Source organism: Gilvimarinus japonicus (genome assembly GCF_042847215.1).
Lineage (GTDB): Bacteria > Pseudomonadota > Gammaproteobacteria > Pseudomonadales > Cellvibrionaceae > Gilvimarinus > Gilvimarinus japonicus.
Genome location: NZ_AP031500.1, coordinates 3804014 through 3827623, shown reverse-complemented (window position 1 = coordinate 3827623; position 23610 = coordinate 3804014). Strand labels below are relative to the sequence as shown.

General features: G+C 49.5%; 20 protein-coding genes. 14 read left to right on the top strand and 6 right to left on the bottom strand.

Features of this window, described 5'->3' with window-relative positions; all coding sequences use genetic code 11:
* Positions 1-404: 404 nt before the first annotated feature.
* From ACGHAD_RS16230 to ACGHAD_RS16200, 7 genes are all read left to right on the top strand, one after another.
* Positions 405-3416, top strand: coding sequence for a TonB-dependent receptor (locus tag ACGHAD_RS16230; protein WP_339616745.1), 3012 nt, complete (start codon positions 405-407; stop codon positions 3414-3416).
* A gap of 238 nt (positions 3417-3654) precedes the next feature.
* Positions 3655-4374 (top strand): SapC family protein, encoded by a 720-nt coding sequence (locus tag ACGHAD_RS16225; protein ID WP_339616746.1) that lies wholly within the window; start codon positions 3655-3657, stop codon positions 4372-4374.
* Between the two features lie 30 nt (positions 4375-4404).
* Positions 4405-5409, top strand: a complete 1005-nt coding sequence (locus tag ACGHAD_RS16220) for a cupin-like domain-containing protein (protein WP_339616747.1) — start codon at positions 4405-4407, stop codon at positions 5407-5409.
* A 35-nt stretch (positions 5410-5444) separates the two neighbouring features.
* Complete coding sequence (locus tag ACGHAD_RS16215) at positions 5445-6938, top strand: tryptophan halogenase family protein (protein WP_382414746.1); 1494 nt, start codon at positions 5445-5447, stop codon at positions 6936-6938.
* Between the two features lie 3 nt (positions 6939-6941).
* Positions 6942-7649, top strand: a complete 708-nt coding sequence (locus ACGHAD_RS16210) for a DUF6445 family protein (protein ID WP_382414748.1) — start codon at positions 6942-6944, stop codon at positions 7647-7649.
* A 46-nt stretch (positions 7650-7695) separates the two neighbouring features.
* Positions 7696-8400 (top strand): SapC family protein, encoded by a 705-nt coding sequence (locus tag ACGHAD_RS16205; protein WP_382414750.1) that lies wholly within the window; start codon positions 7696-7698, stop codon positions 8398-8400.
* The gene (locus ACGHAD_RS16200) at positions 8400-9158 is read left to right on the top strand and encodes a cupin-like domain-containing protein (protein ID WP_339616751.1); all 759 of its coding nucleotides are present in this window, start codon (positions 8400-8402) and stop codon (positions 9156-9158) included. Before ACGHAD_RS16205 ends, ACGHAD_RS16200 begins: the two co-directional genes overlap by 1 nt.
* A 159-nt stretch (positions 9159-9317) precedes the next feature.
* On the opposite strand, the gene ACGHAD_RS16195 is transcribed toward ACGHAD_RS16200, so the two are convergent.
* Entirely contained in the window at positions 9318-10856 is a 1539-nt protein-coding gene (locus ACGHAD_RS16195) for a tryptophan halogenase family protein (RefSeq protein WP_382414752.1), read from the bottom strand.
* 175 nt (positions 10857-11031) lie between these two features.
* On the opposite strand from ACGHAD_RS16195, the gene ACGHAD_RS16190 reads away from it, so the two are divergent.
* Together ACGHAD_RS16190 and ACGHAD_RS16185 are read left to right on the top strand one after the other, a co-directional pair.
* Complete coding sequence (locus ACGHAD_RS16190) at positions 11032-11205, top strand: hypothetical protein (protein ID WP_382414754.1); 174 nt, start codon at positions 11032-11034, stop codon at positions 11203-11205.
* A 16-nt stretch (positions 11206-11221) separates the two neighbouring features.
* On the top strand, positions 11222-12364 hold the full coding sequence (locus ACGHAD_RS16185; RefSeq protein WP_339616753.1) for a helix-turn-helix domain-containing protein: 1143 nt from the start codon (positions 11222-11224) through the stop codon (positions 12362-12364).
* 636 nt (positions 12365-13000) lie between these two features.
* Here ACGHAD_RS16185 and ACGHAD_RS16180 read toward each other — a convergent pair.
* Positions 13001-14155 carry an AraC family transcriptional regulator gene (locus tag ACGHAD_RS16180; RefSeq protein WP_339616754.1) on the bottom strand — a complete coding sequence of 385 codons (1155 nt, stop codon included), beginning with the start codon at positions 14153-14155 and terminating at the stop codon, positions 13001-13003.
* Between the two features lie 308 nt (positions 14156-14463).
* Here ACGHAD_RS16180 and ACGHAD_RS16175 point away from each other — a divergent pair, with 308 nt between their 5' ends.
* Both ACGHAD_RS16175 and ACGHAD_RS16170 read left to right on the top strand, forming a co-directional pair.
* Positions 14464-15153 carry an MliC family protein gene (locus tag ACGHAD_RS16175; protein WP_382414756.1) on the top strand — a complete coding sequence of 230 codons (690 nt, stop codon included), beginning with the start codon at positions 14464-14466 and terminating at the stop codon, positions 15151-15153.
* Between the two features lie 116 nt (positions 15154-15269).
* The gene (locus ACGHAD_RS16170; protein ID WP_382414758.1) at positions 15270-16067 is read left to right on the top strand and encodes a hypothetical protein; all 798 of its coding nucleotides are present in this window, start codon (positions 15270-15272) and stop codon (positions 16065-16067) included.
* Positions 16068-16105: 38 nt separating this feature from the next.
* On the opposite strand, the gene ACGHAD_RS16165 is transcribed toward ACGHAD_RS16170, so the two are convergent.
* Complete coding sequence (locus ACGHAD_RS16165; RefSeq protein ID WP_382414760.1) at positions 16106-16999, bottom strand: LysR family transcriptional regulator; 894 nt, start codon at positions 16997-16999, stop codon at positions 16106-16108.
* Between the two features lie 124 nt (positions 17000-17123).
* Between ACGHAD_RS16165 and ACGHAD_RS16160 the strand changes: the two genes are divergently transcribed.
* Both ACGHAD_RS16160 and fghA read left to right on the top strand, forming a co-directional pair.
* On the top strand, positions 17124-18242 hold the full coding sequence (locus ACGHAD_RS16160; protein ID WP_339616758.1) for an S-(hydroxymethyl)glutathione dehydrogenase/class III alcohol dehydrogenase: 1119 nt from the start codon (positions 17124-17126) through the stop codon (positions 18240-18242).
* Between the two features lie 10 nt (positions 18243-18252).
* Positions 18253-19104 (top strand): S-formylglutathione hydrolase, encoded by an 852-nt coding sequence (gene fghA / locus ACGHAD_RS16155; protein ID WP_382414762.1) that lies wholly within the window; start codon positions 18253-18255, stop codon positions 19102-19104.
* Positions 19105-19143: 39 nt separating this feature from the next.
* Here the strand turns inward: fghA and ACGHAD_RS16150 are convergent, their stop codons facing one another.
* The 3 genes from ACGHAD_RS16150 to ACGHAD_RS16140 form a co-directional block, all read right to left on the bottom strand.
* Positions 19144-20175 carry a GGDEF domain-containing protein gene (locus ACGHAD_RS16150; RefSeq protein ID WP_382414764.1) on the bottom strand — a complete coding sequence of 344 codons (1032 nt, stop codon included), beginning with the start codon at positions 20173-20175 and terminating at the stop codon, positions 19144-19146.
* 347 nt (positions 20176-20522) lie between these two features.
* Positions 20523-21257 (bottom strand): SIMPL domain-containing protein, encoded by a 735-nt coding sequence (locus ACGHAD_RS16145; RefSeq protein WP_382414766.1) that lies wholly within the window; start codon positions 21255-21257, stop codon positions 20523-20525.
* 96 nt (positions 21258-21353) lie between these two features.
* The gene (locus ACGHAD_RS16140) at positions 21354-22436 is read right to left on the bottom strand and encodes an endonuclease/exonuclease/phosphatase family protein (protein WP_382414768.1); all 1083 of its coding nucleotides are present in this window, start codon (positions 22434-22436) and stop codon (positions 21354-21356) included.
* 110 nt (positions 22437-22546) lie between these two features.
* Here ACGHAD_RS16140 and ACGHAD_RS16135 point away from each other — a divergent pair, with 110 nt between their 5' ends.
* Positions 22547-23515, top strand: a complete 969-nt coding sequence (locus ACGHAD_RS16135; RefSeq protein ID WP_382414770.1) for an alpha/beta hydrolase family protein — start codon at positions 22547-22549, stop codon at positions 23513-23515.
* Positions 23516-23610: the final 95 nt, after the last annotated feature.

The window sequence follows — 23610 nt, the reverse complement described above, 5'->3', positions numbered from 1 at the left end:
ATAAAATGCGTTGTTGGCTGTTTAGATTCGCTGCGTTTTTATGTGTCCTGCCGCACAAAGTACAACATTATCGGGGAGCAAATGAATCGCCGGCTGGGTGTTTCTGGCCCGCAGAAAGAGGCTTTAGCGCGTGCTTTATGGCTGCCAAACCCCAACTTTACGCTGCCGAGCCTGCGTCCCACGTATTTTTTTGCTCGTTCTTGTCTTAATTGTAATATAAGATAACTGTTTGAATTTAAAGGAATTTATGTGTCCCGCTTTGGGTTAGGCAAAGTGAGACTCGCCATGTTATCGCTCACTGTCAAAGTGGGACGACGGTTTTGCGGCACTGCGCGATATTGGCTAGGGATGGGCCAGCACACGTTGGCCAGCTATAAAAATAAATGTTTTTGAGGATCAGCTTCATGATGACCAAACACAAGTTTAGAAGAAATCTCATCGCCTCCGCGGTTGCATCGTGCACAATCGCTGGGGCGGCAAATCTTGCCCATGCGCAAAATGATGACGAAATGCTCGAAGAGGTAGTCGTCACTGGTATTCGTGCCAGCCTCGAGCGTTCTATGGATATCAAGCGAGACTCACAAGGTGTTGTCGATGCCATCTCTGCGGAGGACATTGGTAAATTCCCTGATACCAACCTGGCAGAATCGCTACAGCGTATTACCGGTGTGTCGATTAACCGTAGCAACGGTGAAGGCTCGAAAGTCTCCATTCGCGGTTTTGGCCCTGACTATGTTTTGGTTACCCTGAACGGTCGTCAGATGCCGGGCTCGACCATTGAGGCAACCAGCGTTTCTGGCTCTCGTTCGTTCGATTTCTCCAATATTGCCTCAGAGGGTGTTAGCGGGGTTGAGGTTTACAAAACCGTCCGTGCGGCTGTTCCCGCCGGTGGTGTAGGTGGTACCGTCAATGTTAAAACGGCGCGTCCTTTTGATAATCCCGGGCAGCAGCTTTCTGTTGGGGTTAAAGGCGTCTACGACGATTCAGCCACCGATCCGAGTTTGACCCCAGAGGTCTCTGGGCTTTATAGCAACACCTTTGCGGATGATAAGTTCGGCATAGGTTTGTCTATGAGCTATCAAAAACGCGAAGGCGGCAATGCGAATGCCGAGATCGGTACCGGTTGGCGCTATTTTGAGGCCGGTGCTGAAGGTTGGGGGTCGATTCCCAATCTGCAGGACACGGACTTCCACACCAACCCGCCCAGCCCTGAAGATGGCGATATTTATGGTGTGCCCCAGCAGACTGGCTACAGCTTTAATGAGTACGAGCGCGAGCGCTTGAATGGTCAGTTAGTGTTGCAGTACGCGCCAACCGATAACATCGTTGCGACTCTGGATTACACTTACGCAGAAAAAGAAGAGTCTGCTAAGTTCTCCGATGTGGGTGCGTGGTTTAACTTTGGTGCCAATCGTCGCACCTCCTGGACTGACAATGGCGCTGGTGCCGTTGAAGCGCCTTATATGTACGAGGAGTTCGGGCTTAACGGTGCGGACTTGACCTTTGGCTCTGGTTACAACTCAAGCGTCAATACCAACGATTCGCTTGGCTTTAATATCGAGTGGAACGTGTCTGATCGTCTGACTCTGGGTTTCGATGCCCACTCCTCAGAAGCTGAGTCCAAGCCAAACAGCCCGTATGGTAACAGCAACGTTATCACTACTTCAGCATTCTTACGTGACTCATCTGCCGTGTACTTGGGTGAAGACTTCCCGGTACTCAATGTGGGTGTATCCAAGACTCCTGAGCTTGAAGACCTGCAAATTACCGGTAGCTCGTTCCGTAATGCACGGATGGTTCACGAAATCGACCAGTTCCAGTTTAACGGTAACTTTGAGTTTAACGACGTCTTCGATATGGACTTTGGTGTGTCGAGCATCGAGCAGAGCAACCGTTCAACGTTTGCTAATAACCAGCGTGATACCTGGGGTGGTCTGGGTAACCCGGGTGATGTGCCGATGGATGGCTACACTATGGACGACATTGCCAGCTACTTTGATAATGTAAGTGGTACTGGCAACGAGAACCTGCTGGCCTCTAGATTTGTAGCGGACTTCGATAAGGTTGTTCAATACGCCGCAGAGAACCTGGATGACGGCGGCGGCTTCTCGAACTGCGCCAATGGCAGCACCTATTACTGTATGAACCCGACCCCAGATGATGTTCGTATCATTGAGGAAGATTCAAACAGCGCTTGGGTACAACTTAACGCGGACACAGATATTGCCGGCATGCGCACTCGCGCGTCTGTGGGTGTACGCTGGGAAGACACTGAAACCCGCTCATTCGCCACGCCAATCGAAGATCAGTTTACTGGTGAGGTAGCTTGGATCGGCGGTAATGAGATGTACCTGCTGACGGCCGATGATTACACCGTTGATCCGGTAGCGGTTGGTACAGGTGGTTACGACTACTTCCTGCCAAGTGTTGATTTGGCCGTGGATGTCATCGACGACGTAGTAGTCCGCGCTTCTTATGGACGTAGCTTAGGTCGCCCATTGTGGAACGAGATGAGTGCTTTGTCTGTAAGTCGTGGTCCTCTTTCGCCTCAGTCAATGTTCCCAGGTTCGCCTGGCGGTGGCGCGACTCGCGGCAACATCAATCTAAAACCCATCTTATCGGATAATATCGACTTATCTGTCGAGTGGTACTACGGCGATGCGAGCTACGTTTCTGTCGGTTACTACAAGAAAGACGTAGAGAACTTTATTGGCTCTACCGTGAACCCAGAAGAGCTGTTTGACGCGCCAGACCCATCACAAGGGAGTCGTCGTGATGCGGCTGTTGCGGCTGATCCGAACAACCAGTGGAGCACCGGCGCTGTGCGCGAGTATATTGTTAACAACACAGCTCCAGGTGAGCCGGGTGTTGACTTCACCAAAGAGCCGAGCTGGGTTCTGGGTTTGCCGGGTGATCCGAACGTCATCTTCAATGTTACTGAGTTCGTAAACCAAGAAGACGCGTCATTTGATGGTTGGGAATTTGCTGTACAGCACAACTTCTGGGAAACTGGTTTTGGCGTTGTAGCGAACTACACAATTACCGACTCTGACACAAGCTTCGATGACCTGGATATCGTCAATGGACAGTTTGCGTTGACCGGTTTGAGCGACACTGCCAACTTCATCGCGTTCTACGAGAAGAATGGTCTGCAGATGCGCGTAAGCTACAACTGGCGTGACGAGTTCTTGTCTGCGACAGGCGATGGCACGGGTGCCAACCCGACCTATGTCGAGGCCTATAGCCAGGTTGACTTGAATGCGAGCTATGACATCAATGATAACTTTACTGTCTTCATTGAAGGGCTTAACGTAACTGACGAGTATACACGTACGTTTGGTCGCAATGATCTCTTGACCAGAGGCGTATACACAGGGGGCCCACGTTATAATATTGGTGCCCGCTATACCTTCTAAATGTAAGAGTAAAGTGGTAACGCGTTTATAGCGCACAAAAAAGCCGCTGTTGATCAGCGGCTTTTTTGTCTCTAGTATTTTTAATGATCGGTAGGCTCTCTCGTTGGGCTGGTACTAGTACAAGAATCCATGCAGCAACATTGGCGTGTGGATATTGCTCGGTACTGGTGGAACCTTGCGCAATGAAGGGGCATACTAATCAGACCCCGATAATAATAGTCGAAAGGCATTAGATTCTATGAGTGTAGAGTTGGTAAATAAAAATGATCACCAAGGCGTGAAAGTGATTACGCGAAAGTCGGAAGATTTTGGCGATAATGTAATGCTAACGCAAACATTCCCACTTGAGTTTCGCCACCTTCAGCCGCATTACCCGATACTGTTTCAAAAGGTACGAGATACTGACCGGTTTATTGCGGTAGCCCTGTTTGGTTTTGAAGAGGGGGAGAACCTCTTTCTTGAAGATTCCGGTTGGGGTGCATCTTACGTTCCGCTGATGATACAGCGCCAACCCTTTCAGATAGGTTTTCAGAATAAAGAAGACGGTGTTGAGCGTGTGCTGCACATCGATATGAGCAGCCCCAGGGTTAGCACGAGCGAAGGAAGCAACCTCTTCTCTGATCACGGGGAGCCGACGGAGTTTCTGGATTATATGGCTTCGGCGCTAGAGACGATTCACCTTTGGGCCGAGCAGGGTGATGATTTTGACAAGGTGCTGTCCGGCTATGATCTGCTGGAGCCGGTCACCTTCGATATTACCCTGGAGACAGGGCGTCAGGCTCAAATGCTGGGTTTTTACACAATTAATGAGGATGTGTTGGCGAAGTTAAGTGGTGAAGCGCTCGGCGAGTTGAATGAAAAAGGCTACCTGATGCCAATCTACATGGCGATTGGCTCACTGGGAAACATTAAAAAGTTGATTTTGTTGAAAAGTAAAAGGGAAGCACTCGAAGACTAGGAGGTCTAGTTTAATAACGGTCTGTCTCCTATGAATAATATTCAAGTGGTAAGTGATTGTCGGCTAGATTGTGTCCCAGAGGAAATTTTAAACTCTAGGAAGCCACTGCTCTTAAAGGGCTTGGTATCCGATTGGCCTGTTGTCAAAAGCGGCGATACATCCAATACTGAATTAAGTGCTTACCTTGAAAAATTCTATTGTGGGCGCCCAGTAACCTATTACCGGGCAGAACCCTCAGAAAACGGGAAAATTTTTTATAACACAAGCTTTGACGGTTTTAATTTCAAGCGGTCGGAGGCCGATCTAAGGCACGTACTAAAGCTGTTGAGCGAAGTGTCGGCTGATCATGATTCGCCCATGTACTATGTGGGATCAACACTCGTTGACAGCTGGTTGCCTGGTTTCCGAGGTGAAAACCCGCTAACACTTATGGGGGTTTCAGAGCCTTTAGTGAGCGTATGGTTGGGAAATAAAAGCGTGGTGTCGGCGCACTATGACTGCCCTAACAATATCGCGTGTAATGTCGCCGGCAGAAGAACCTTTACATTGTTCCCTCCTGAGCAGCTGGAGAACTTGTATGTCGGTCCGCTGGATATTACGCCGTCAGGTCGGCCCATTAGTATGGTGGACATTGACAACCCCGACTTGACGCGATTTCCTAAGTATGAAAAAGCGCTTAAGAAAAAAATAGTCGTTGATCTCGAGCCCGGCGATGCTATTTTAATTCCGGGTATGTGGTGGCATCACGTTAAGTCCCAAGAAAATCTGAACGTACTGGTGAACTACTGGTGGAGAAATTACCCTGATTACATGGGTAATCCAGAGTATGTTTTGCATCACGCGTTAATGAGTCTCAGAGGGTTGCCGGATGATCAAAGAAAAGTATGGAAGCGTATGTTTGATCATTATATTTTTGATTATAAAGAAGAGAATCACCGCCATATCCCGTCTAATATCCTTGGGATTCTGGGGGCTAGAAATCGTCATATCGCTAAAAAGATTAAGGCGCACTTGGCAAGTATTTTTGGCCGCTAGTGCCGCCGGGTGGAACGTATATTTGGGAGATTAATGTGAATAAAAAAAGAATAAAAAAAGTCGTGATTGCCGGTGGAGGCACTGCGGGCTGGATGACGGCTGCGCTGGTGTCTAAGTCTCTAGGAGCAAAAATTGATCTAACGCTAATTGAATCTGACGCTATTCCTACTGTTGGCGTGGGTGAGGCGACCATTCCTCCGATTATCAACTTCCACAAAGTCCTCGATTTAGGTGAAAAGGAGTTTATGTCCCGCGTCAACGGGACTTTCAAGCTTGGCATTTCCTTTGAGGGCTGGCATGACATAGACAAAGACTACGTGCACTCGTTTGGGTTTGCCGGCAAAAGTAATTGGGCCGCAGAATTCCATCACTTCTGGGTGGGGGCCAAGAAACGCGGTATAGAAGTGTCTGAGTATGGTGACTATTGTGCAGAGCATCTTGCGGCGAGAAAAAGCAAGTTTGCGATAATGCCTAAGAATAGTTTCAATTATGCCTATCACCTCGATGCGGGTCTCTACGCCAAGTATCTTCGTGAAGTCAGCGAAAAATACGGCGCTGTTCGAAAAGAAGGGAAAATAGCCAAGGTTAATTTGGATGCGGATGACGGTGCTATACAATCATTGTCACTGGAGTCGGGCGAAGTCATTGAGGGCGACCTATTTATTGATTGCACCGGGTTTAAGGCGCTGCTAATTGGTGAGGCGCTTCAGGTTGGCTATGATGATTGGTCTCATTGGTTACCGTGTAATAGCGCCGTCGCAGCGCAAACCGAGCTGACTGGCCAGCCTGTACCCTACACGCGCTCAATAGCTCGTCCATTTGGCTGGCAGTGGAGGATTCCATTGCAGGACCGAGCAGGCAATGGCCTAGTTTATTGTAGTGATTATCTTTCGGATGAGGATGCTAAAAATTACCTCTCTCAGAATGTAGAGGGAAAGCTTCGTAATGAACCCAGGGTTATCAAGTTTACCACCGGTTCCCGACAACAGCACTGGAAGAAAAATTGCGTTGCTATAGGTCTTTCAAGCGGCTTTTTAGAGCCTTTGGAGTCTACGAGTATCCACCTAATTCAAAGGGCAATTACAAGGCTTGTTCAGCTTTTTCCGTCCGATGGTGTTCGTCAGAGCCAAATCGATGAGTTTAACCAGCAGTGTCGCGATGAAGTTGAAAGCATACGAGACTTTATTATCCTTCATTATCATGTGACAGAGCGAGATGATAGCGATTTTTGGCGCTACTGTCGGGGGATGAGCGTTCCCGACTCGTTGTCGCATCGAATACAACTTTTTAATGAAACCGGAAAAATATTTAAAAAAGATCTCGATTTGTTTGCCGAAGAATCTTGGCTTCAGGTAATGATGGGGCAAGGCTTAATGCCGGAGTCTTATCACCCCGTAGTCGACACTATGTCTGATGAATCTTTAGAAAAATTTATGCGGGATACAAACCAGTCAGCAAAACAAAAAGTTGATCGGCTGCCAGAGCATCATGAATTTATTGACTACTATTGCAAATCGAAAATGGTGTGAAGCGTGATAGAGTTGGATTCAGAATCGACGGTTGAGATAAACCCCGTAGGGGAAGAGCAAACTAAAGTCATTGTAGTAGATGGTTTTGTCAGTAATGTTGATGCATTAAAAAACTCCGCTTGTGAGGTTTCTGGTTATACACCCGACGGTAAGACTAGTTACCCTGGGGTTAGGGCAATATTACCTGACGAGTATGTCGACTTGGTTGTTCAGTTTAGTGTTCCTCTGCTGCGAAGAGAATTCAGTATTCCAGAGAATGTTACATTCAATGTGACCATGGCTTACTTTTCTCTTTTAACGGTTGCTGAAAAAAATCTTTCGATTCCTCAACGGCTTCCGCACTTTGATACCACTAAAAAGCATTATTATGCCGTTTTACATTATTTAAATGATGGGGATTTTGGGGGGACGGGATTCTTTCGGCATATTCCTACAGGATTTGAGAAAGTCGACAACGCCAGAAAAGACTTGTATAAGCAGTCTGTACTGTCTTTTATGGCGATTAGGGGAGTTCCTGATCCTGCCTATATTGGCGAGTCTTCTGCTCAGTTTAAGTGCTACAGTAAGGTGAAGTATAAGAGTAATCGATTGGTGATTTACCCTGGAAATTTACTGCACTGTGGTTTGCTGTCGGAGTCTCAGGATGTTTGTGCGGATCCTCGTAAAGGCCGACTAACGGCCAGTATTTTTATTGATTTTGATGCGGAATAGAACTTCCTTTTTGGAGTTAGGTTAATTACATTTAAGGCATTTAGATATGACAGAGTTACTTTTTTATAATAAGCCCGTGCCATTGGCAAAAGATGCACATCAGAATCTTCGTTTTCAGAAACAACAGGGCTATTCTCACGCATCTAAGATTAACACTGTCCCTCTATCAGGAAATGAATTTTTTCCTGCCAGTAGAGATTTTCCGATTATGTTCGCTGAGTCCGGAGGGCATTATATTCCAGTCGCGTTGTTGGCGCTTACGGCGGGAGGACATCAGTTGGGAGAGTCCTGGAGCGGGTTCTATACCCCGGAGTTTGTCAAGCGATATCCGTTTGCGTTGGCACAAGGCAGGGACGTTGTAATGATTGATGAGTCAGCGCCACATTTTTCTGATAATGAAGGCGAAAAACTATTCGATCATTTAGGTGAGCCTACAGATTTTCTTAAAGGTGTTTTACAGTATCTCGATCAAATTGACGCTGTCCATAAATTGACAATGGAGTATACGTTTGCACTTAAGGTAAAAGGTCTCCTCGTTAAGTCGGACATAGAAATTAAAAGGCAAGGAAAATCTATAAAGCTTGATGATTTCTACGTTGTCGATGGTAGTGAATTCCACGGTGCATTAACGGATGAAGAGATATTGGACTGGTATAAAAAAGGCTGGATCGGCTGGACGTATGCCCACCTTCACTCTATTGGTTCAGTAAGTGAGGTTGTTAAACGTATGGTTTCTGCGCAGAGTGAATAATGCACCAGATTAAAGAGTGTAGCTCAATCGCTGAGTTAATGGCGTATCAGAGCCGCGGTGTTCCGGTAGTGGCCCGAAATATAGTGTCCGATTGGGAGTTGGTTAAAAAAAGTTTAAAAGGTTTCCCAGAGTTAAAGAGCTATCTTTTATCCTACGATATTGGTCTTCCTTTTCAGGCAATGATTGCGCCTTCTTCACAAAAGGGGCGTTTGTTTTATAAGGCTGATTTAAGTGGGTTTAACTTTGATCGTTTGAATGGTGATTTGTCAGAGGCACTAAAAATATTAGAGGCGCTAGCGGAAGAGTCAAGTGCTCCCACTTTCTACATCGGATCAAAAAAGATAGACGAATACCTTCCGGGTTTAGAGCGGGAAACGCGAATATCCACTCTCCCCCCGTCCGTTTGCCCCAGTATTTGGATGGGTAATGCGTCAGTTGTCGCTACACACAACGACGACTCAGAAAATTTTGCCTGTGTGGCGGCAGGTAGCCGAAAATTTACAATATTTCCTCCAGGTCAAGAGGATAACCTGTACTTGGGACCTGCTGACATGACGCCAGCGGGGCGGGTCGTTAGTATGGTTAATCTTCAATCGCCAAATTTGGGGGCATTTCCCAAGTTCAGGTCTGCTTTGGAGAAGGCTCAATCCGCGACCTTGTATCCCGGCGATGTTATCTATATGCCCGCTGGCTGGTGGCATAATGTAGAGGCATTAGAGTCGCTAAATATATTAGTGAACTTCTGGTGGCAGGAGTAGTTGTTACGTTGGTTAGGAGACAGGCGTAATCTCAAAGACTGGTTTTATGTGATGCAGCGGGCAACGGGGGTTTGACAAATTTTGAAGATACCGTGCATTAAAGTTTTGGCGGAACCACCCGTGCCTAGCGATGTAGTCACAGGTGTCGCTGCTTACGATTTAATGTAGCAGGCGAGTGATTAACATACGGTTGCTTGGCAAACCATTGAGATATTTATCCAGTTTTCGTTTGTTATCTGATAGATATCGCTCTACAGTCTTGTCACTATCTGAAAGCTTATCGGTGCTTCGCGGCTCGGTGTGAAACCCCATGCCGTAAAGTACATATTGATAGCTAGCGGAGGGGAATACCTCCCCTTTCCGGTCGAAATCGTACTCGGAGGGTGGGCGGTGACGCCACAGTTTCAACTTTTGTGTTAAAGAGTCGGGGATAGAGTCCGGTTGGCGATGTGCTTGCCAGTATTCATTTTCGCGCTGTGACAGGACATAGTGCAACTTTAAGAAGTCGATTACGCGTTCCCAACGGTAGAGAAACTTATTGTTAAAGTTTCGAGCCACATAATCCATCATCTCTCGGCTTCTGGGAAGCTCATCGCGGATCATCTCGGCGGCCAACTCTACCAGAACCAGAGCGGAGGCCTCCAGTGGCTCGATGAAACCAGCGGCCATGCCTACAGCGACACAATTGCGGTGCCAAAAAATGTTGCGATGACCGGGGTCAAACTTAAGCGCTTTGATGTTTAGTTGCTCGGCTTTTTTATCGCTTAAATCGCGCGCTATATAATTGCGTAAGCATCGCTCCGCTTGTTCATCGGAAGTGAAATTACTGGCATAAACGTGCCCCACTCCACGTCGGGTGGGCAGAGCAATGTCCCAGATCCACCCCTCGGGTTGTGCTGTTGAAACCGTGGCGGATGCGATTGGCTGCTGTGGGTCACGATAGGGGACTTGGGTCGCGAGTGCGCGATCGTTGAATAAGAATGGACGGCAATCGCGCCAACCAATGCCAAAGTGTTGGCCTAACAGCATTGATGCACTGCCACTACAATCGATAAATAAGTCGGCTTCTAGCTCTCCGTTATCACGGGTGTTAAGTGAGCGAATGTCGCCGTTGTCACAGCTGTTAACAGCGGTAACATGATCCAGTATATGGTTGACACCTAGGTGTTTAGTGGCATGACGCTGCAGTAATTGGCCAAATTTACCGACGTTTAGGTGGTAACCGTAGTTAACCACGGCGGCATAGTCTGGCGTTGCTATTTGCTTGGGTGCCAAGTTGCGCTCGCACAAGTGGGTTTGTGCGGTAAATGCATCAGCGTAGGAGATCCCTTGGCCGTGGCGTTGCCAATAACCGTGTAAGTCGCTCTCTAGATAGCCCTCAGGCAATACGAAAGGGTGATAGTAAATGTCGTTATCAGTACCGTTTACCCAACCACAAAAACGGGAGCCCTGCTTAAAGGATGCATCGCACTCGCGAAAAAATGTTTTCTCGGGGATGCCAATCTGACGGAGCGTCTGGCGCATGGTTGGCCAGGTGCCTTCACCGACGCCGACAGTGGCGACATCGGGCGATTCTACCAAAGTTATTTGTACGCCGGTGGCGCTTGCACTGCAGTGTTCGGCGGCAATAATACTCGCTGTTAACCAGCCAGCACTGCCACCACCGAGTATTACGATGCGTTTAAGATTTTGGTCCATATTTTTGCTCGAATTGTGTTGGCTAAGAAGTACTATAACGGTCAATGAGAGGGGCGTCCAGAGCTGCTCCTGTGACATTGAAAGCTTATTTTAAGTCTAGAAACGCTCCCATAACTACGAGCTGAGTTCGAGGAGTCGATTTCATATTTGATTGTTTTAATAAACGGGAGGTAATTTGTTTGCAGGAAAAATGCACGCCTACACCCCGTTCTTTAGCGATGTAGAGTCTGTAAAAATTAACCGTGTTGATTTGCGCTGGAAAGTGCTATTGAATCGCTTTAAAATTGAACCTGAGCTACTTAGAGTTTCGCCGACGGTGGCAGGGATCGCGCCCACTTTTAACCAATAATAACGAGCCCGCCCCTATGGAAGAACGAATTTTTAATGTCCATGATATCTTCTTGATCATCACGGTCTTTGAGGCGGTGTTGATTGCCTCGTATCGTTACGCTCAACCTGGTTCTGGTAAGCGCGCTAGCTACCTGTTAGTGGCATTTTTAATCGCGGTGGTTATCGATATGGTGACCAACCTTATTATGTGGAATCCGTACTTTCCGGTTTCTGTGGAGGTGCGTGAACGTGTCTTGCCGTTGACCTTCTGTATTAGCCATTTTGTTCGGGGGCCGCTGTTCTATTTTTATGTCCGCGCTTTGCTCTATAACAGTGTGCCATTGCGGTTAGTTCATTTAGCCCATGGCATTCCGGCGATAATTGCGATTGCCCTGGTCTTAGCGACAGGCCTGATGAGTTCTGATTTACAGCAGCGCTTAGGCGGGAGCACGATCAGTACGCTGGCAAGCTTTTTGTGGTACGCATCCAGCGCACTGTCAGTGATTTACGCGATTTGTTCGATAATGACGTTATATTTTTATATGCATCGAGCCAAACAACATATGTCGCACCTACCGGGTTCCGAGGCCACCTGGATGGTGGTACTGAGTGTGTGTTTTTTGGTGAGCTGGAGTTGGTCGATTGTGGTGGTGGTTAGTGCAGACTTGGTGGGCGGTGTATTTGCCGATACGGTCGGCACCTCGCACAACTTTATTCGCTTTGTGCTGATGAATGGCCTGATTTTCGTTAGTCTTATTTATACTGGTCGCTTTGTCAGCTTGAAGTCTGAAACACATTCGGAAGAAGAGCACACGGTTTCTGATGAGGTTTTACAGGTAATAGAGCAGGGCATTGCTACCGAGAAGTTGCACTTACAGCCCAGTATCAATATCGATCAGTTTTCCGAAAAAATTGGTTTGCCGGTGCGTACTGTCTCTCATGCGATCAATCGCCACTTGGGAACTCGCTTTTTTGAGTTTATTAACCAGCACCGAATAGAAGAGGCAAAGCGCTTATTGGCCGATCCTACCGCCAATGATATGACAATTCTGGATGTGCTGTTGGCCTCGGGCTTTAATAACAAGTCGTCTTTTCATCGCTTTTTTAATCGTCTGGTGGGGACTTCCCCCAGTGATTTTCGACGCCGGGCACAACGCTCAGCGGTACCGCCTCAATAAGCAGAACTCACAGTCATTTGGGGCGCCGGTGCTCGTGCGTGCGACCCTTATCGTGACTTTGCTGCAATTTTCTTTTGTCGTTAATCCGTCACCATAATTTACTTGGCGAGTTAGTCTTCACGTTGTGCGATAGGGGCACGTGAGCCCCTTGCGGGGCATCCCACTTCTTGTTCAAAAAGTGGTGCTGACCCCGTCAATGCTGGGCTGTCAGCGAGCACCGTATAAGTGAACGTTCCCATCTTGAGAGATTTTTAAAGGTGGGACGAAAGCGCGGCGAAGGAGTGTCAATCTACACTTATACGAGTGAAAGGGCAGCCGGTGTCACCGGTTTTTACTCGTGTTCGGCCGGTGGCAGGTCAGGTGGCCACCGGTGTGAGCTTGGCAATATGTGAATATTTCCAACTCTCCTTCATGTGATTGCCCCCTCTTTGAGGGGGCCTTTTTTTACCCGCAATACTCCCCCTCGTCATCTGTGTGTGCAAGCGTAACCATGTTGACAAGCGTTTGCGTGGTCGTCGCGGAATAATGGTATATGACCGAAGCCAGAGCGCGAGCCAAGGGTCTCTTGGCCGTTTGTCTGGTGTATGTGCTGGTGGAAAGGCTAAAGCTTGGGGGAGAATGTGCCCCCAAGCGCGTCTAGGCGGCTTTAGTGGCTTGTAGTGCTTGCTTGCGGTACTCCGATGGTGACATACCGACAAGGCGCTTAAAGAAGCGGTGAAACGCGGATTTACTGTTAAAGCCAGCCTGAAGCAAGATGTCTAAAATGGTCATATCTTTGCTTGCCGGGTCGGCGAGTAAACGTTTTGCTTCGTCTACCCGATAAGAATTCATAAATTCAAAGAAGTTGGTGCCAAAGTGCTTGTTAATGACGCCAGAGACGTCTCGCACCGGGAGGTCAATACGGGTAGAGAATTCCTCGATATTGAGGTTGTGCTCAAGAAACAGCTGTTGCTCTTCCATACCAGATTTTACTTTCCGAATAGCACTCTCGTCAGGCCGATCTTCGGTGGGCGCTTTGGTGACTTCTTCGGCTTTCGTGGTTTGTACGTTGTGGGCGTACGCTAAGCTGTAGGTGAAAAGCCCATTGATCAGTATAAAGATTAAGTAATTTTCAGATATACCGAGCCAGTCGGACAGCTCGGCGGACAAAAATTGCGCGCCAATATGGACAAATATTGAAAATGCCCAGCTCAGCGAGAACCCAATCGTCAGTACCGATAGCCAGCTTGGTTCGCTGCTGGGGATGGACGAGTATTGTTCTTTCAGTTTGCTGTAATAGCGGTGAATGACAAAGACTGCTGCGATCCCATACATAAAAGGCACCGCTTTGGTGGCGTGCCACAGGTAATTAACGACTTGTTGGGAGGTGGCTGTGGCGGTAGCGCTGCGCCAGCGCAAGTCATCGCTGTCTATCGCAAAAAAAACCAGGCATAACCAGGCGGCAGCTACCGGCGCGAGGTGTGTTAGATATTTTCGTTTTAGCACAAATGAGTGCTGGGTTAACGATAAGACGTAAAAGAACAGCGCTGGACCCTTGGCGAGTACGGCAAAGGTCAGTAAATAAGGCACGATGTGCAGGTCAAAAAATGTGCTGATATGCACCGCATCGTTCCACAGCACCAAAATACACAGAGATTGAATGCCGGTAATTAGCAAAAAGCCAATAAGCAGCGCACTGGCTAAGCGCTTAGTCGTGACAGGCAGCGCCCATTGAAATAGCGCTAGCAGTACACACTCGATCATCGTCATAAATAGCACGACGTCGTGAATATTAAAAATATGAGTATCCATGCAATGGGCGGCTTTTTTTAAGTAGTGTCAGGTCTTTTAGCTAAATCTTTTATTATGATTTGTCATAGTATATGCGAAATGGTAACGATCGCAATGTATAAGGTGAGGCTTTATCTCCCATAAAGTCCGCTTTAGCGGATTGGCTTGGCCTGGCGGCTAAATCCACTTTAGATGCATTCTATAAATTGTCGGTGTTAGCACAGTGTTTTTACCTTATTCAGGCGATACTGGGTTTCTGTTACAAGCTAGACTAAGCTAATTGTTTAGATAGCGCTATACACCGTACTAGGTAATCTTAAGGAGTCGTAATGAAACCTTCGCTGTTGCAACTGTGGCGGGCCAATCGGCTCAGCGTGGCTCTAAGGGTCACGTTTTATCCTATTTTGTTGTGCACGGTATTGCTTGCCGGCTGCGCTGATGATGACACTGAGGCAACCATTCAACAGGGTGCTAATAATAAAGCGGCTGCCAGCGCACCGGCTGCCTCTGGGGCAGGTAACGCTGCCGGCGACACTGGCGCGAAGCAGTACAACGCCGAGAGCTGGAAGACCTTAATCTCAGCCAGCTGCAAGCATTTTTTTGATGGCTGCAATACCTGTACCCGGGCACCGGATGCACAAATGGCTGCTTGTACCCGAAAAGCTTGTATGAGGTATGAACAGCCTCGCTGCTTGGATAATGAACAGGCGGCCGCGCAAAGCTCTGGTGTGGGTAAAAAAGTGGAATATGCGTGCGAAGGCGATGAGCGTTTTACGGTGTTTTTTGGCGAATATCGGGCTGGCGATCAACGGGTTAAGCTAGATACCGAGACGGTGATGCTGTCTGACGAGCAAACGCGCACAACCAGTCAACTTAAGCGCGAACGCACGGCTTCTGGCGCCAAGTACAGCAATGATTCACTACAATACTGGAGTAAGGGGAGCAAAGCGACGCTGCACAAGATAGAAAATGGCAGTGAAGTTGAGCTTTATCAGGGCTGCGAGGAGCAAGGCTCCTAATATTTTAGTCGTTTGTCGAGCTTGTTATTCCGGCCAGCTCGTCTTGGAGTGCAGTGCCCGTATTGGGCTCTACCATTAGGGTAAAGGTTAAATTATCAAGGATTATGGAGAATGTGATGATTAAGAAACTTGCTACTTTAATAGGTCTTGTGGGGCTAGGTTTAGGGACCGCTCAGGTATTTGCCGCCGACGGAGAGGTTCAGGATATGTCTGATCCGCTGGCGATTTATACCCAAGCGGGCTTCGGTTTGACCGATAAAGGGCTTAACCTAAAAGTTGGTCAAACCTACGATACCGGCGATGCCGCCACTGCGGGCATGAATATCATCGAGATCAAAGGTATTTATGGCGATGCTTTGGGGTGGCGGGGTGACGCGCAAACTACCGACTCGGTCGATTCGTTTAGGATACGTAACTTTAAAACCAATTTAACCAATGGTCGAGCGGTTCAGCTTGATGCGAGCTACAGCTTAAAACCGAACCTGGTGTCCGAAGAAAGTGCCGATGTCTCGTACAGTATTATCCAGGCTCTACCGGCTATGGGGCGCTTTAATTTTTATCCGCTGGCTGGGGTGGGCACGTCTTTGGGTAACAACACGATCGAAGACGATGGCACAACGGACAGCGGCTATTCCATTATGGGGTTTTATGGCCTGGTGGGGATGTACAGTAAGCTTGCGGTAACCGATAAAATTTGGATCAATTACAACCCTTTTTGGTTGACCACGCTTTCTGGCTCAGATAATTACGAAGATAATTATTATGGCCAAGGCAACGACAATATTCTGACCCACGAATTTGCGCTTAGCTATCAAATCACACCGCGCTTTAATGTTCGCTACTTTGCCAACTGGAACGAGAACGTTGATTTTATGGATGGCGATCAGCGTATTGAGTTTAACTACCAGTTGTAGCTCAACGTAGCCGGCTAGCGTCTGTCGCTGGCCGGTGCTTATTCGTGACTTCTCGCCAAAGACGCGGCTAAATGTGCTTCAAGGTAGTCGATGAGCAGTCTAACCTTAGGCGAGAGGCGCCGGTTACTTGGGTATAAAGCCCAGATACCCTCCCGCTTGGGGGCGTAGCTGGGCAGTATTTCCACCAGCTCCCCACGCTTTAAATCGTCTCGTATGTAGTAGTCCGGTAATTGCACCAGGCCTAACCCAGCACGCGCGGCCTCGCGTAGTGCGGGTCCGTTGTTGCAGCGCAGGCTGCCACTCACCGGTAGGCTGTGAGCACGCCCCTCAATGGTTGCCCGCCAATAATCTAGGGTGCCGAGCAGGCAATTGTGCTGCGCAAGCTCGGCGGGCGTATGCGGTTGGCCATGGCGCGATAAATAAGTGGGTGATGCGCAAATAATCGGTTGGCGTTCACCCAGTTGTTTGGCGATCAGCTGGGCGTTCTCTAGTGGGCCGAGGCGAATCGCCACATCGATACTCTCGTCGATTAAGTCGACCCGTTGGTTGTTAAGGTTTAAGTCAATCGTTAGCTTGGGGTGGGCGATAGCAAACTCGCTGATGATAGGGGCCAAATACTTTTCGCCAAATGACACAGGTGCACTTAAGCGCAAATGGCCGGTAGGCGTGTGTTGTAGGTCGGCGAGGGCGGCATCGGCGGCTGTGAGTGCATCCAGTATCTGCCGGCAGTGAGCCAGATACACATGACCCTCTTCGGTAAGGCTTACTTTTCGTGTTGTGCGCTGCAGCAAGCGAACGCCAGTGCGCGCTTCGCGCGCTTTAACCTGCCGGCTGACATGGGCCACCGAGCTGCCTAACCGGCTCGCGGCGCGGGTAAAGCTACCGGTTTCGGCAACGGCAACAAACTCATCTAACCCGTCCCAGTCAGCCATCTGACCTCCTAAATAGATATAACGATCATTTTGTTGCTGTATGGTAATAAAGTTTTACCAAAAAAGGCTATTGTTTACATCTTGTCGGTAAATATAATAGAGCAAACTGAACAAGGAGAAACCCATGATCAAATCTCGTGCCGCCGTGGCTTGGGGCCCCGGCAAACCCCTTAGCATTGAAGTTGTCGATGTCATGCCGCCGCAAGCGGGTGAAGTTTTGATCCGCGTGGTGGCTAGCGGTGTCTGCCATACCGACGCCTTTACGCTGTCGGGTGATGACCCCGAGGGTAATTGGCCGGCTATTTTGGGCCACGAGGGCGGTGGTATTGTCGAGCAGGTGGGCGAGGGCGTCACCAACTTGCAGGTGGGGGATCACGTGATTCCGCTCTATACGCCCGAGTGTGGCGAGTGTAAGTTTTGTACCTCGGGTAAAACCAATTTGTGTGGTCAAATTCGCGAGACTCAAGGCAAAGGTTTAATGCCCGACGGTACCACCCGTTTTTATAAAGACGGCGAGCCGATTTACCACTATATGGGTTGCTCTACCTTCTCGGAGTACACGGTCTTACCCGAGATCTCGCTGGCCAAAGTTAATAAGTCGGCCCCGCTTGAAGAGGTGTGCCTGCTCGGCTGCGGCGTCACCACCGGCATGGGTGCGGTACTCAATACCGCCAAGGTCGCCAAGGGCGATACCGTGGCAATTTTTGGTTTGGGCGGTATTGGTTTGTCGGCCATTATCGGTGCGACTATGGCCGGTGCCGGCCGTATTATCGCCATTGATGTCAACGAGCGTAAATTTGAATTAGCCAAAAAGCTTGGCGCTACTGATTGTATTAACCCCAAAGAGTATGACAAGCCCATTCAAGAGGTCATTGTCGAGCTTACCGACGGCGGAGTGGATTACTCGTTTGAGTGTATTGGCAATGTCGATGTGATGCGCTCGGCCCTGGAGTGCTGCCACAAAGGTTGGGGTGAGTCGGTGATTATTGGTGTTGCCGGTGCCGGTCAAGAGATTAGCACCCGCCCATTTCAGTTGGTCACCGGGCGCGTGTGGCGCGGTACCGCCTTTGGCGGTGTTAAAGGCCGCACTGAGTTGCCAGGTATTGTCGACGATTACTTGGCCGGTAAATTTAAGCTGGATGATTTTATTACCCACACCATGGGATTAGACGATATCAATACCGCGTTTGATTTAATGCATTCGGGTGAGTCGATTCGCAGCGTGATTCACTTTAATAAGTAGCGGGTAGCGTATGAGCCTTGAACTGTTAAGCAGCAACAAAACGTTTGGCGGCTGGCACAAGCAGTATCAGCATGTGTCGGCAACGTTAAAGTGCGCTATGCGATTCGCGATTTATTTGCCGCCGGCGACCGCTGATGGGGCGAAGGTGCCGGTGCTTTACTGGCTTTCGGGCCTCACCTGTACCGATGAAAACTTTATGCAAAAAGCCGGCGCGTTTCGCGCCGCCGCCGAACTGGGCATTGCCATTGTCGCGCCCGACACTAGCCCCAGAGGAGAGGGGGTCGCTGATGATCCGGACGGTGCCTATGACCTGGGCTTGGGGGCGGGGTTCTACGTCAATGCTACCCAAGCACCCTGGGCGGAACATTACCAAATGTACGACTATGTGCTGCAGGAGTTGCCCGAGTTAATCGAGCAGCACTTTCCGGTAAGCTCGCAGCGCTCTGTCAGCGGTCACTCTATGGGTGGCCATGGGGCGTTGGTACTGGCTCTTAACAATCCCGAGCGTTTTAGCAGTGTGAGCGCTTTTAGTCCGATTGCCAATCCGGTGAATTGCCCGTGGGGGCAAAAAGCCTTTAAAGCGTATTTGGGTGAAGATCGCGATACGTGGCGAGCCTACGATGCGACCGAGCTAATGGGTCAAGGTGGCTCAACACCTGCACTGGTGGATCAAGGTGAGGGCGATAACTTTCTGACCGAGCAGCTAAAACCCGAAGCATTAAAAGCGGCGGCTGATAAAAGCGGTTATCCACTGACGCTTAGGTTGCAGCCAGGCTACGATCATAGCTACTATTTTATCGCCAGTTTTATTGACGATCACTTGCGTTTTCACGCGCAGCACCTGCACCTGCACTCGGCCTAGGGTGTCGGTGGTAATCCATCTTAGTAAAAAAGCGTTGCGTTACTCCGTCGCGTAACGTTCAGCCAGTGGCGGTTGGACACAATTACGGCCGCTATCTTTCGCTTGGTAAAGGGCTTGATCGGCGCGTTTAATCCAATGGTTCCAGGTTTCTTTGGGGTGATGCTGGGCACAGCCAAAAGAGGCGGTAAGCGACGGGGTTTGCTCTTTGAAGGTTTGCGCGATCTCTAGTCGCAAGCTCTCGGCGACTTGAATAGCGCCCGCTAAGGTGGTGTTATGGAGCAGCAATAAAAACTCTTCTCCGCCATAGCGATAGACTTCATCGTTGTTGGCTCGCAATCTACCGTGAATGATATTGGCAACCTTTTGCAGTACGGCATCACCTTGATCGTGGCCGTAGGTGTCGTTAATTTCTTTAAAGTGATCGAGGTCGACCAAAATGACCGCCCCACTGAACACCGCAGTTTGGTCAATAACTTGGGTTTCTAAAAACTGACTCAGTTTGCGGCGGTTACCAATGCCGGTGAGTGGATCGATGGTGGCCTGTTGTTGTAGTTGTTGTCGCTGATCTTCTGTACGCCATGAAAACACCCAAGCAAACACATTCACCAACAGCAGAGTAACCAATAGCTCAAAAAACTCTAACGATTCTTTAAAATGATTGGTCAGGGGGGTTAGCGCTAAAAGCGCGCATAGATTGATAGTGCCCGCATAGCGTGCAGGCAGAATAAAAAAGTTGGCGATAGAGATTGGATAAATCCAATAAATTAACGTGTCCGACTTTAAGTGCACCATGGTGACACCTGCCGTCGTGTAAAACATGGATAGCACAATGCTGGCTAACCTTACCCGGCCGGTGCGTAATGCCAGTACTAAAATGACCACCATGCCCATCACAATGCCACTATCGAGTATGGCCAATAGCCACTCGTGTGACAAAGCCCGAGCTACGGCAAATGGTGCGATGGCAATAATGGCGCAGCTGCACAGTATAATCACCATCGCGAGCTGAAAATGTTCTCTTAGTATTTTTAGCATTTTAGAGAAACGTTGCCTCTGGCTGTTGGCAGTCATGGCTGGCCTATATAACAGGCGGTTGGAAGCTATCTAGGTGGCTGCTGAGCGTTAAAGTAGGGCGAAAATGCATACATATCAACCATGTAAATCGCTTTTTTTACCTAGTTTTAATTGCATCACCGCATCGAGAACGCTTTTCAACAGCTTGCCAGGTAGGTCTTTATCGCACGGCTCAACGTGTGAGTCGCTTCTTCGGGGTTTGAGGTGGATGGTCTGTAACGGCCCCTTGCTAGTTAACATAGCAACACGCCGTAGATTTCGCAATATTTGGTGCCAGAATAAAACGGCGGTACAAGGCGGCTTAGCGTGTTGCCGGTAAGCGCCCGTTAGGGCGCTAACAGAGGCTATGGGTTGATTTTAAAGATGACATTAATATGCTTGCTTAAGGTGATCGTCTCTGGGGCAAACAGGTCAAATGATCGGCCGCGATCGGCGGCCATTGACATATTGCCGAACTTCTCGGCGCTGACCCCAAAGCGGGCCATAAAATTGTCAAAGCCTGCGTCTTCGGTGATTGCATAAACAGACTTGATGCTGGCATCAAGTGCGGCGGCTAAATTGTCGGCTCTTGCTCGGGCATCAGCTCCGGCTTTGGCGACCAGTGAAGTCATTACGGCATCGCGGTTGGAGATGTCAAAGTTAGCGTTTAGACCGGTGGTGTTGTCCATGCGCATCAATGTGTTCATGATTTTTTCGTAGGTGTCCAAGCCGTCGATGTCTAGGGTGAAGCGCTGGGTCACTTCGTAGCCGATAATGTCCATGTTGCCATTCATATTTTCACGATTGCGACGAACTTGTTTGTCGATGGCGTAAGATTCAATTTGCTCGTGGGTTAGGCCGTGCTCTTTTGCCAGCTTAACCACCTCGGCGCCGCGCTCGGTAACGGTTTCCATAGCGAGTTCGGCACTTTTATTAAATTCCATGACCTGAAAGTTGACCGTGACGGTATCGGGGGCGACCTCGACCTCGGCTTCGCCGGTAACGGTAATAAAAGGGAACTCGGGCATAGGCTGGGCCGAGGCAGTTACGCTCACGGCGGCCAGTACGGCAATCGCGAATATATGATGTAGTCGTGTCATAACAAATTCCTGTTCGTTGCTGGTACTTAAAGGGTTGGACGCATTCTATGGTGCGGAGTTCCTAAACGGATGTCGCCAGCGTGCCGCGCGTGTTTTTTACTCCCCAGGCTCGGGGACTTCGCGTTTGTTGACGTTTTGCTCTGCGACTTTATCGCGGGCGAACTCTTGTTCATCGGCGCTCGCCTCTGGGCGCTCTTGTTCGTTTTTCCGGCGCGGGACATAGGCCAGTTGGGTAAACAGGGCAAAGTGATCTGAGCCAAAGGGCTTGAGCCGCTGCATCTTAATTAAAGTAAAGTGGTCTGAGTGGAACACGTGGTCCAGCGGCCAACGCAACAAGCGGTGCTCGGCATGGAAGGTGTTAAACATGCCGCGACCAATGCGTGGGTCCAGTAAGCGGCTGACGCGCCGAAACGCTTTGGTGGTGCGCGACCAGGCGACGTCGTTTAAGTCGCCCGTGACAATAACCGGGTCCGTTACGCCTTCGAGATTACGGGCGACCACTAATAGCTCGGCGTCACGTTCCGATGATTCACTGTTCTCGGTGGGGCTGGGCGGCGCCGGATGTAAAAAGTGGCAGCGAATGCTGTCTCCCGAGCGCAATACTACCTCGGCGTGCATAGAGGGTTTGTCGTCTTCAACCAAAAAGTCAATTTTCTCATCCCGTAACGGCAACTTAGAATACAAGTGCATGCCGTAGAGGTTGTCCAGTGGACACTTGAGCGAGTAGGGGTAATCGGTGCTGAGCACATCCAGTTGATCTTGCCACCACTGGTCTGACTCTAGCGTTACTAAAATGTCCGGCTGGTAGTGCCGCACTTGATCGAGCAGGACGTCGGCGCCGCGGTTGGGGGTGAGCACATTGGCGGTCACGATACTTATAGAGCGCTCTTGGTCAGGCTGTTTACAGCTTTTTACCTCACACTGATAGAGCCTCGTGTAGGGCAAAATCCACCACAATTGATAGGCTAGGCAGGTACAGGCAACCGCTAGTAAAGCCAGAGCTGCATCACTGTCAAACCCCATAAATATAATCAGCGCGACAATTAGCACTAGCCAAAGAGCGGCAATTTGGAGCCGTGGAAAGTCCAGTATCCGTACCGGCCAGGCATCGAGTCGCACTAACGGTAATAGGGTGAACAGCGTAAGCAGCGCGGTTAGCGCAATAAAAACAGTGAGCATGGTAATTCCCTGACAAGCTGAGCTGTCGACTGTACCACAAGCATAGATCCAAGCGTGTGTCACAGACGTAGCTATAAAAGAGATTCTCGTTAAAGCTGGCAAGGCTATCTATGTTAAATGACAAAATGACACAACAGAGCAAAAGTGCTCGGTGTGGGCGAGTTTTCACCATTTGCGTCCTATTGTTTGTGCTCTTGTGTAACGCCGGTTGTGGGGGCAGCAACAGCGGCGCTAGCGACAGTCATAGCTCGGCGAGTGCTAGCCAGTCGTCTGTCCCAGCCCCCGATTTAGGAGAAGCGCCAGCCATCGAGCAAGAGCGTATCGCTTGGGGAGAAAACCCGACGCAGTTTGCCGACTTATATCGTCCAACTGAGCACAGCGGCTTATTGCCGGTCATTATTATGGTTCATGGTGGCTGCTGGAGTGCCGCTTACGGGCTCGAGTTTCAGGCGGATCTGGCTCGTACTATGGCAGAGCGCGGCTTTGCCGTGTGGAATATTGAATATCGCCGCTTGGGTAACGGCGGCGAATGGCCGGTCATGTTTACCGATGTCGCGGCGGCGGCCGATTACTTGCCCAGTATTGCCGAGGCCTATCAGTTAGATACCGGTGCAGTGACTGTGATAGGCCACAGCGCCGGTGGTCATTTGGCGCTCTGGTTGGCCAGTCGTGGTCAAATCCCTCCGGGTAATGTCCTGTATAAACCCTCGCCTTTAGCTGTCGAGGGTGTCATCAGTCTAGCGGGAATCGGCGATTTAACCTCCCGGGCCTGCGGCGAGTCGGCGCGTACTATTGTGAATCAGCGCGCTATTAACCCCGAGCAATACCAAGCGCGGTTGGCGATTGCCTCCCCCATCGAGATGCTGCCAACGGGCGTCAGTAGCTTACTGTTAAGCGGCAGCCGTGACAGTATCGTGCCATCGAACCTAGCGGACGCTTATGTCGATGCCGCCCAACTTGCCGGCGACAACAGCGAGCACATGGTTATAGCGGGTGCCGACCATTTCGATTTAATTGACCCGATGTTTATGGATATCACCTTATTAGAGGACACACTGAACGGGTTTATCGCGCCTTAACGCCGCACTTGGTGTGTCTACGTTAGATAGCTTATTGTTTACAGTCTCAATCGCACCTACACTTCTGGTTTGTGTAATGGCCGGCAGTGAGTAAG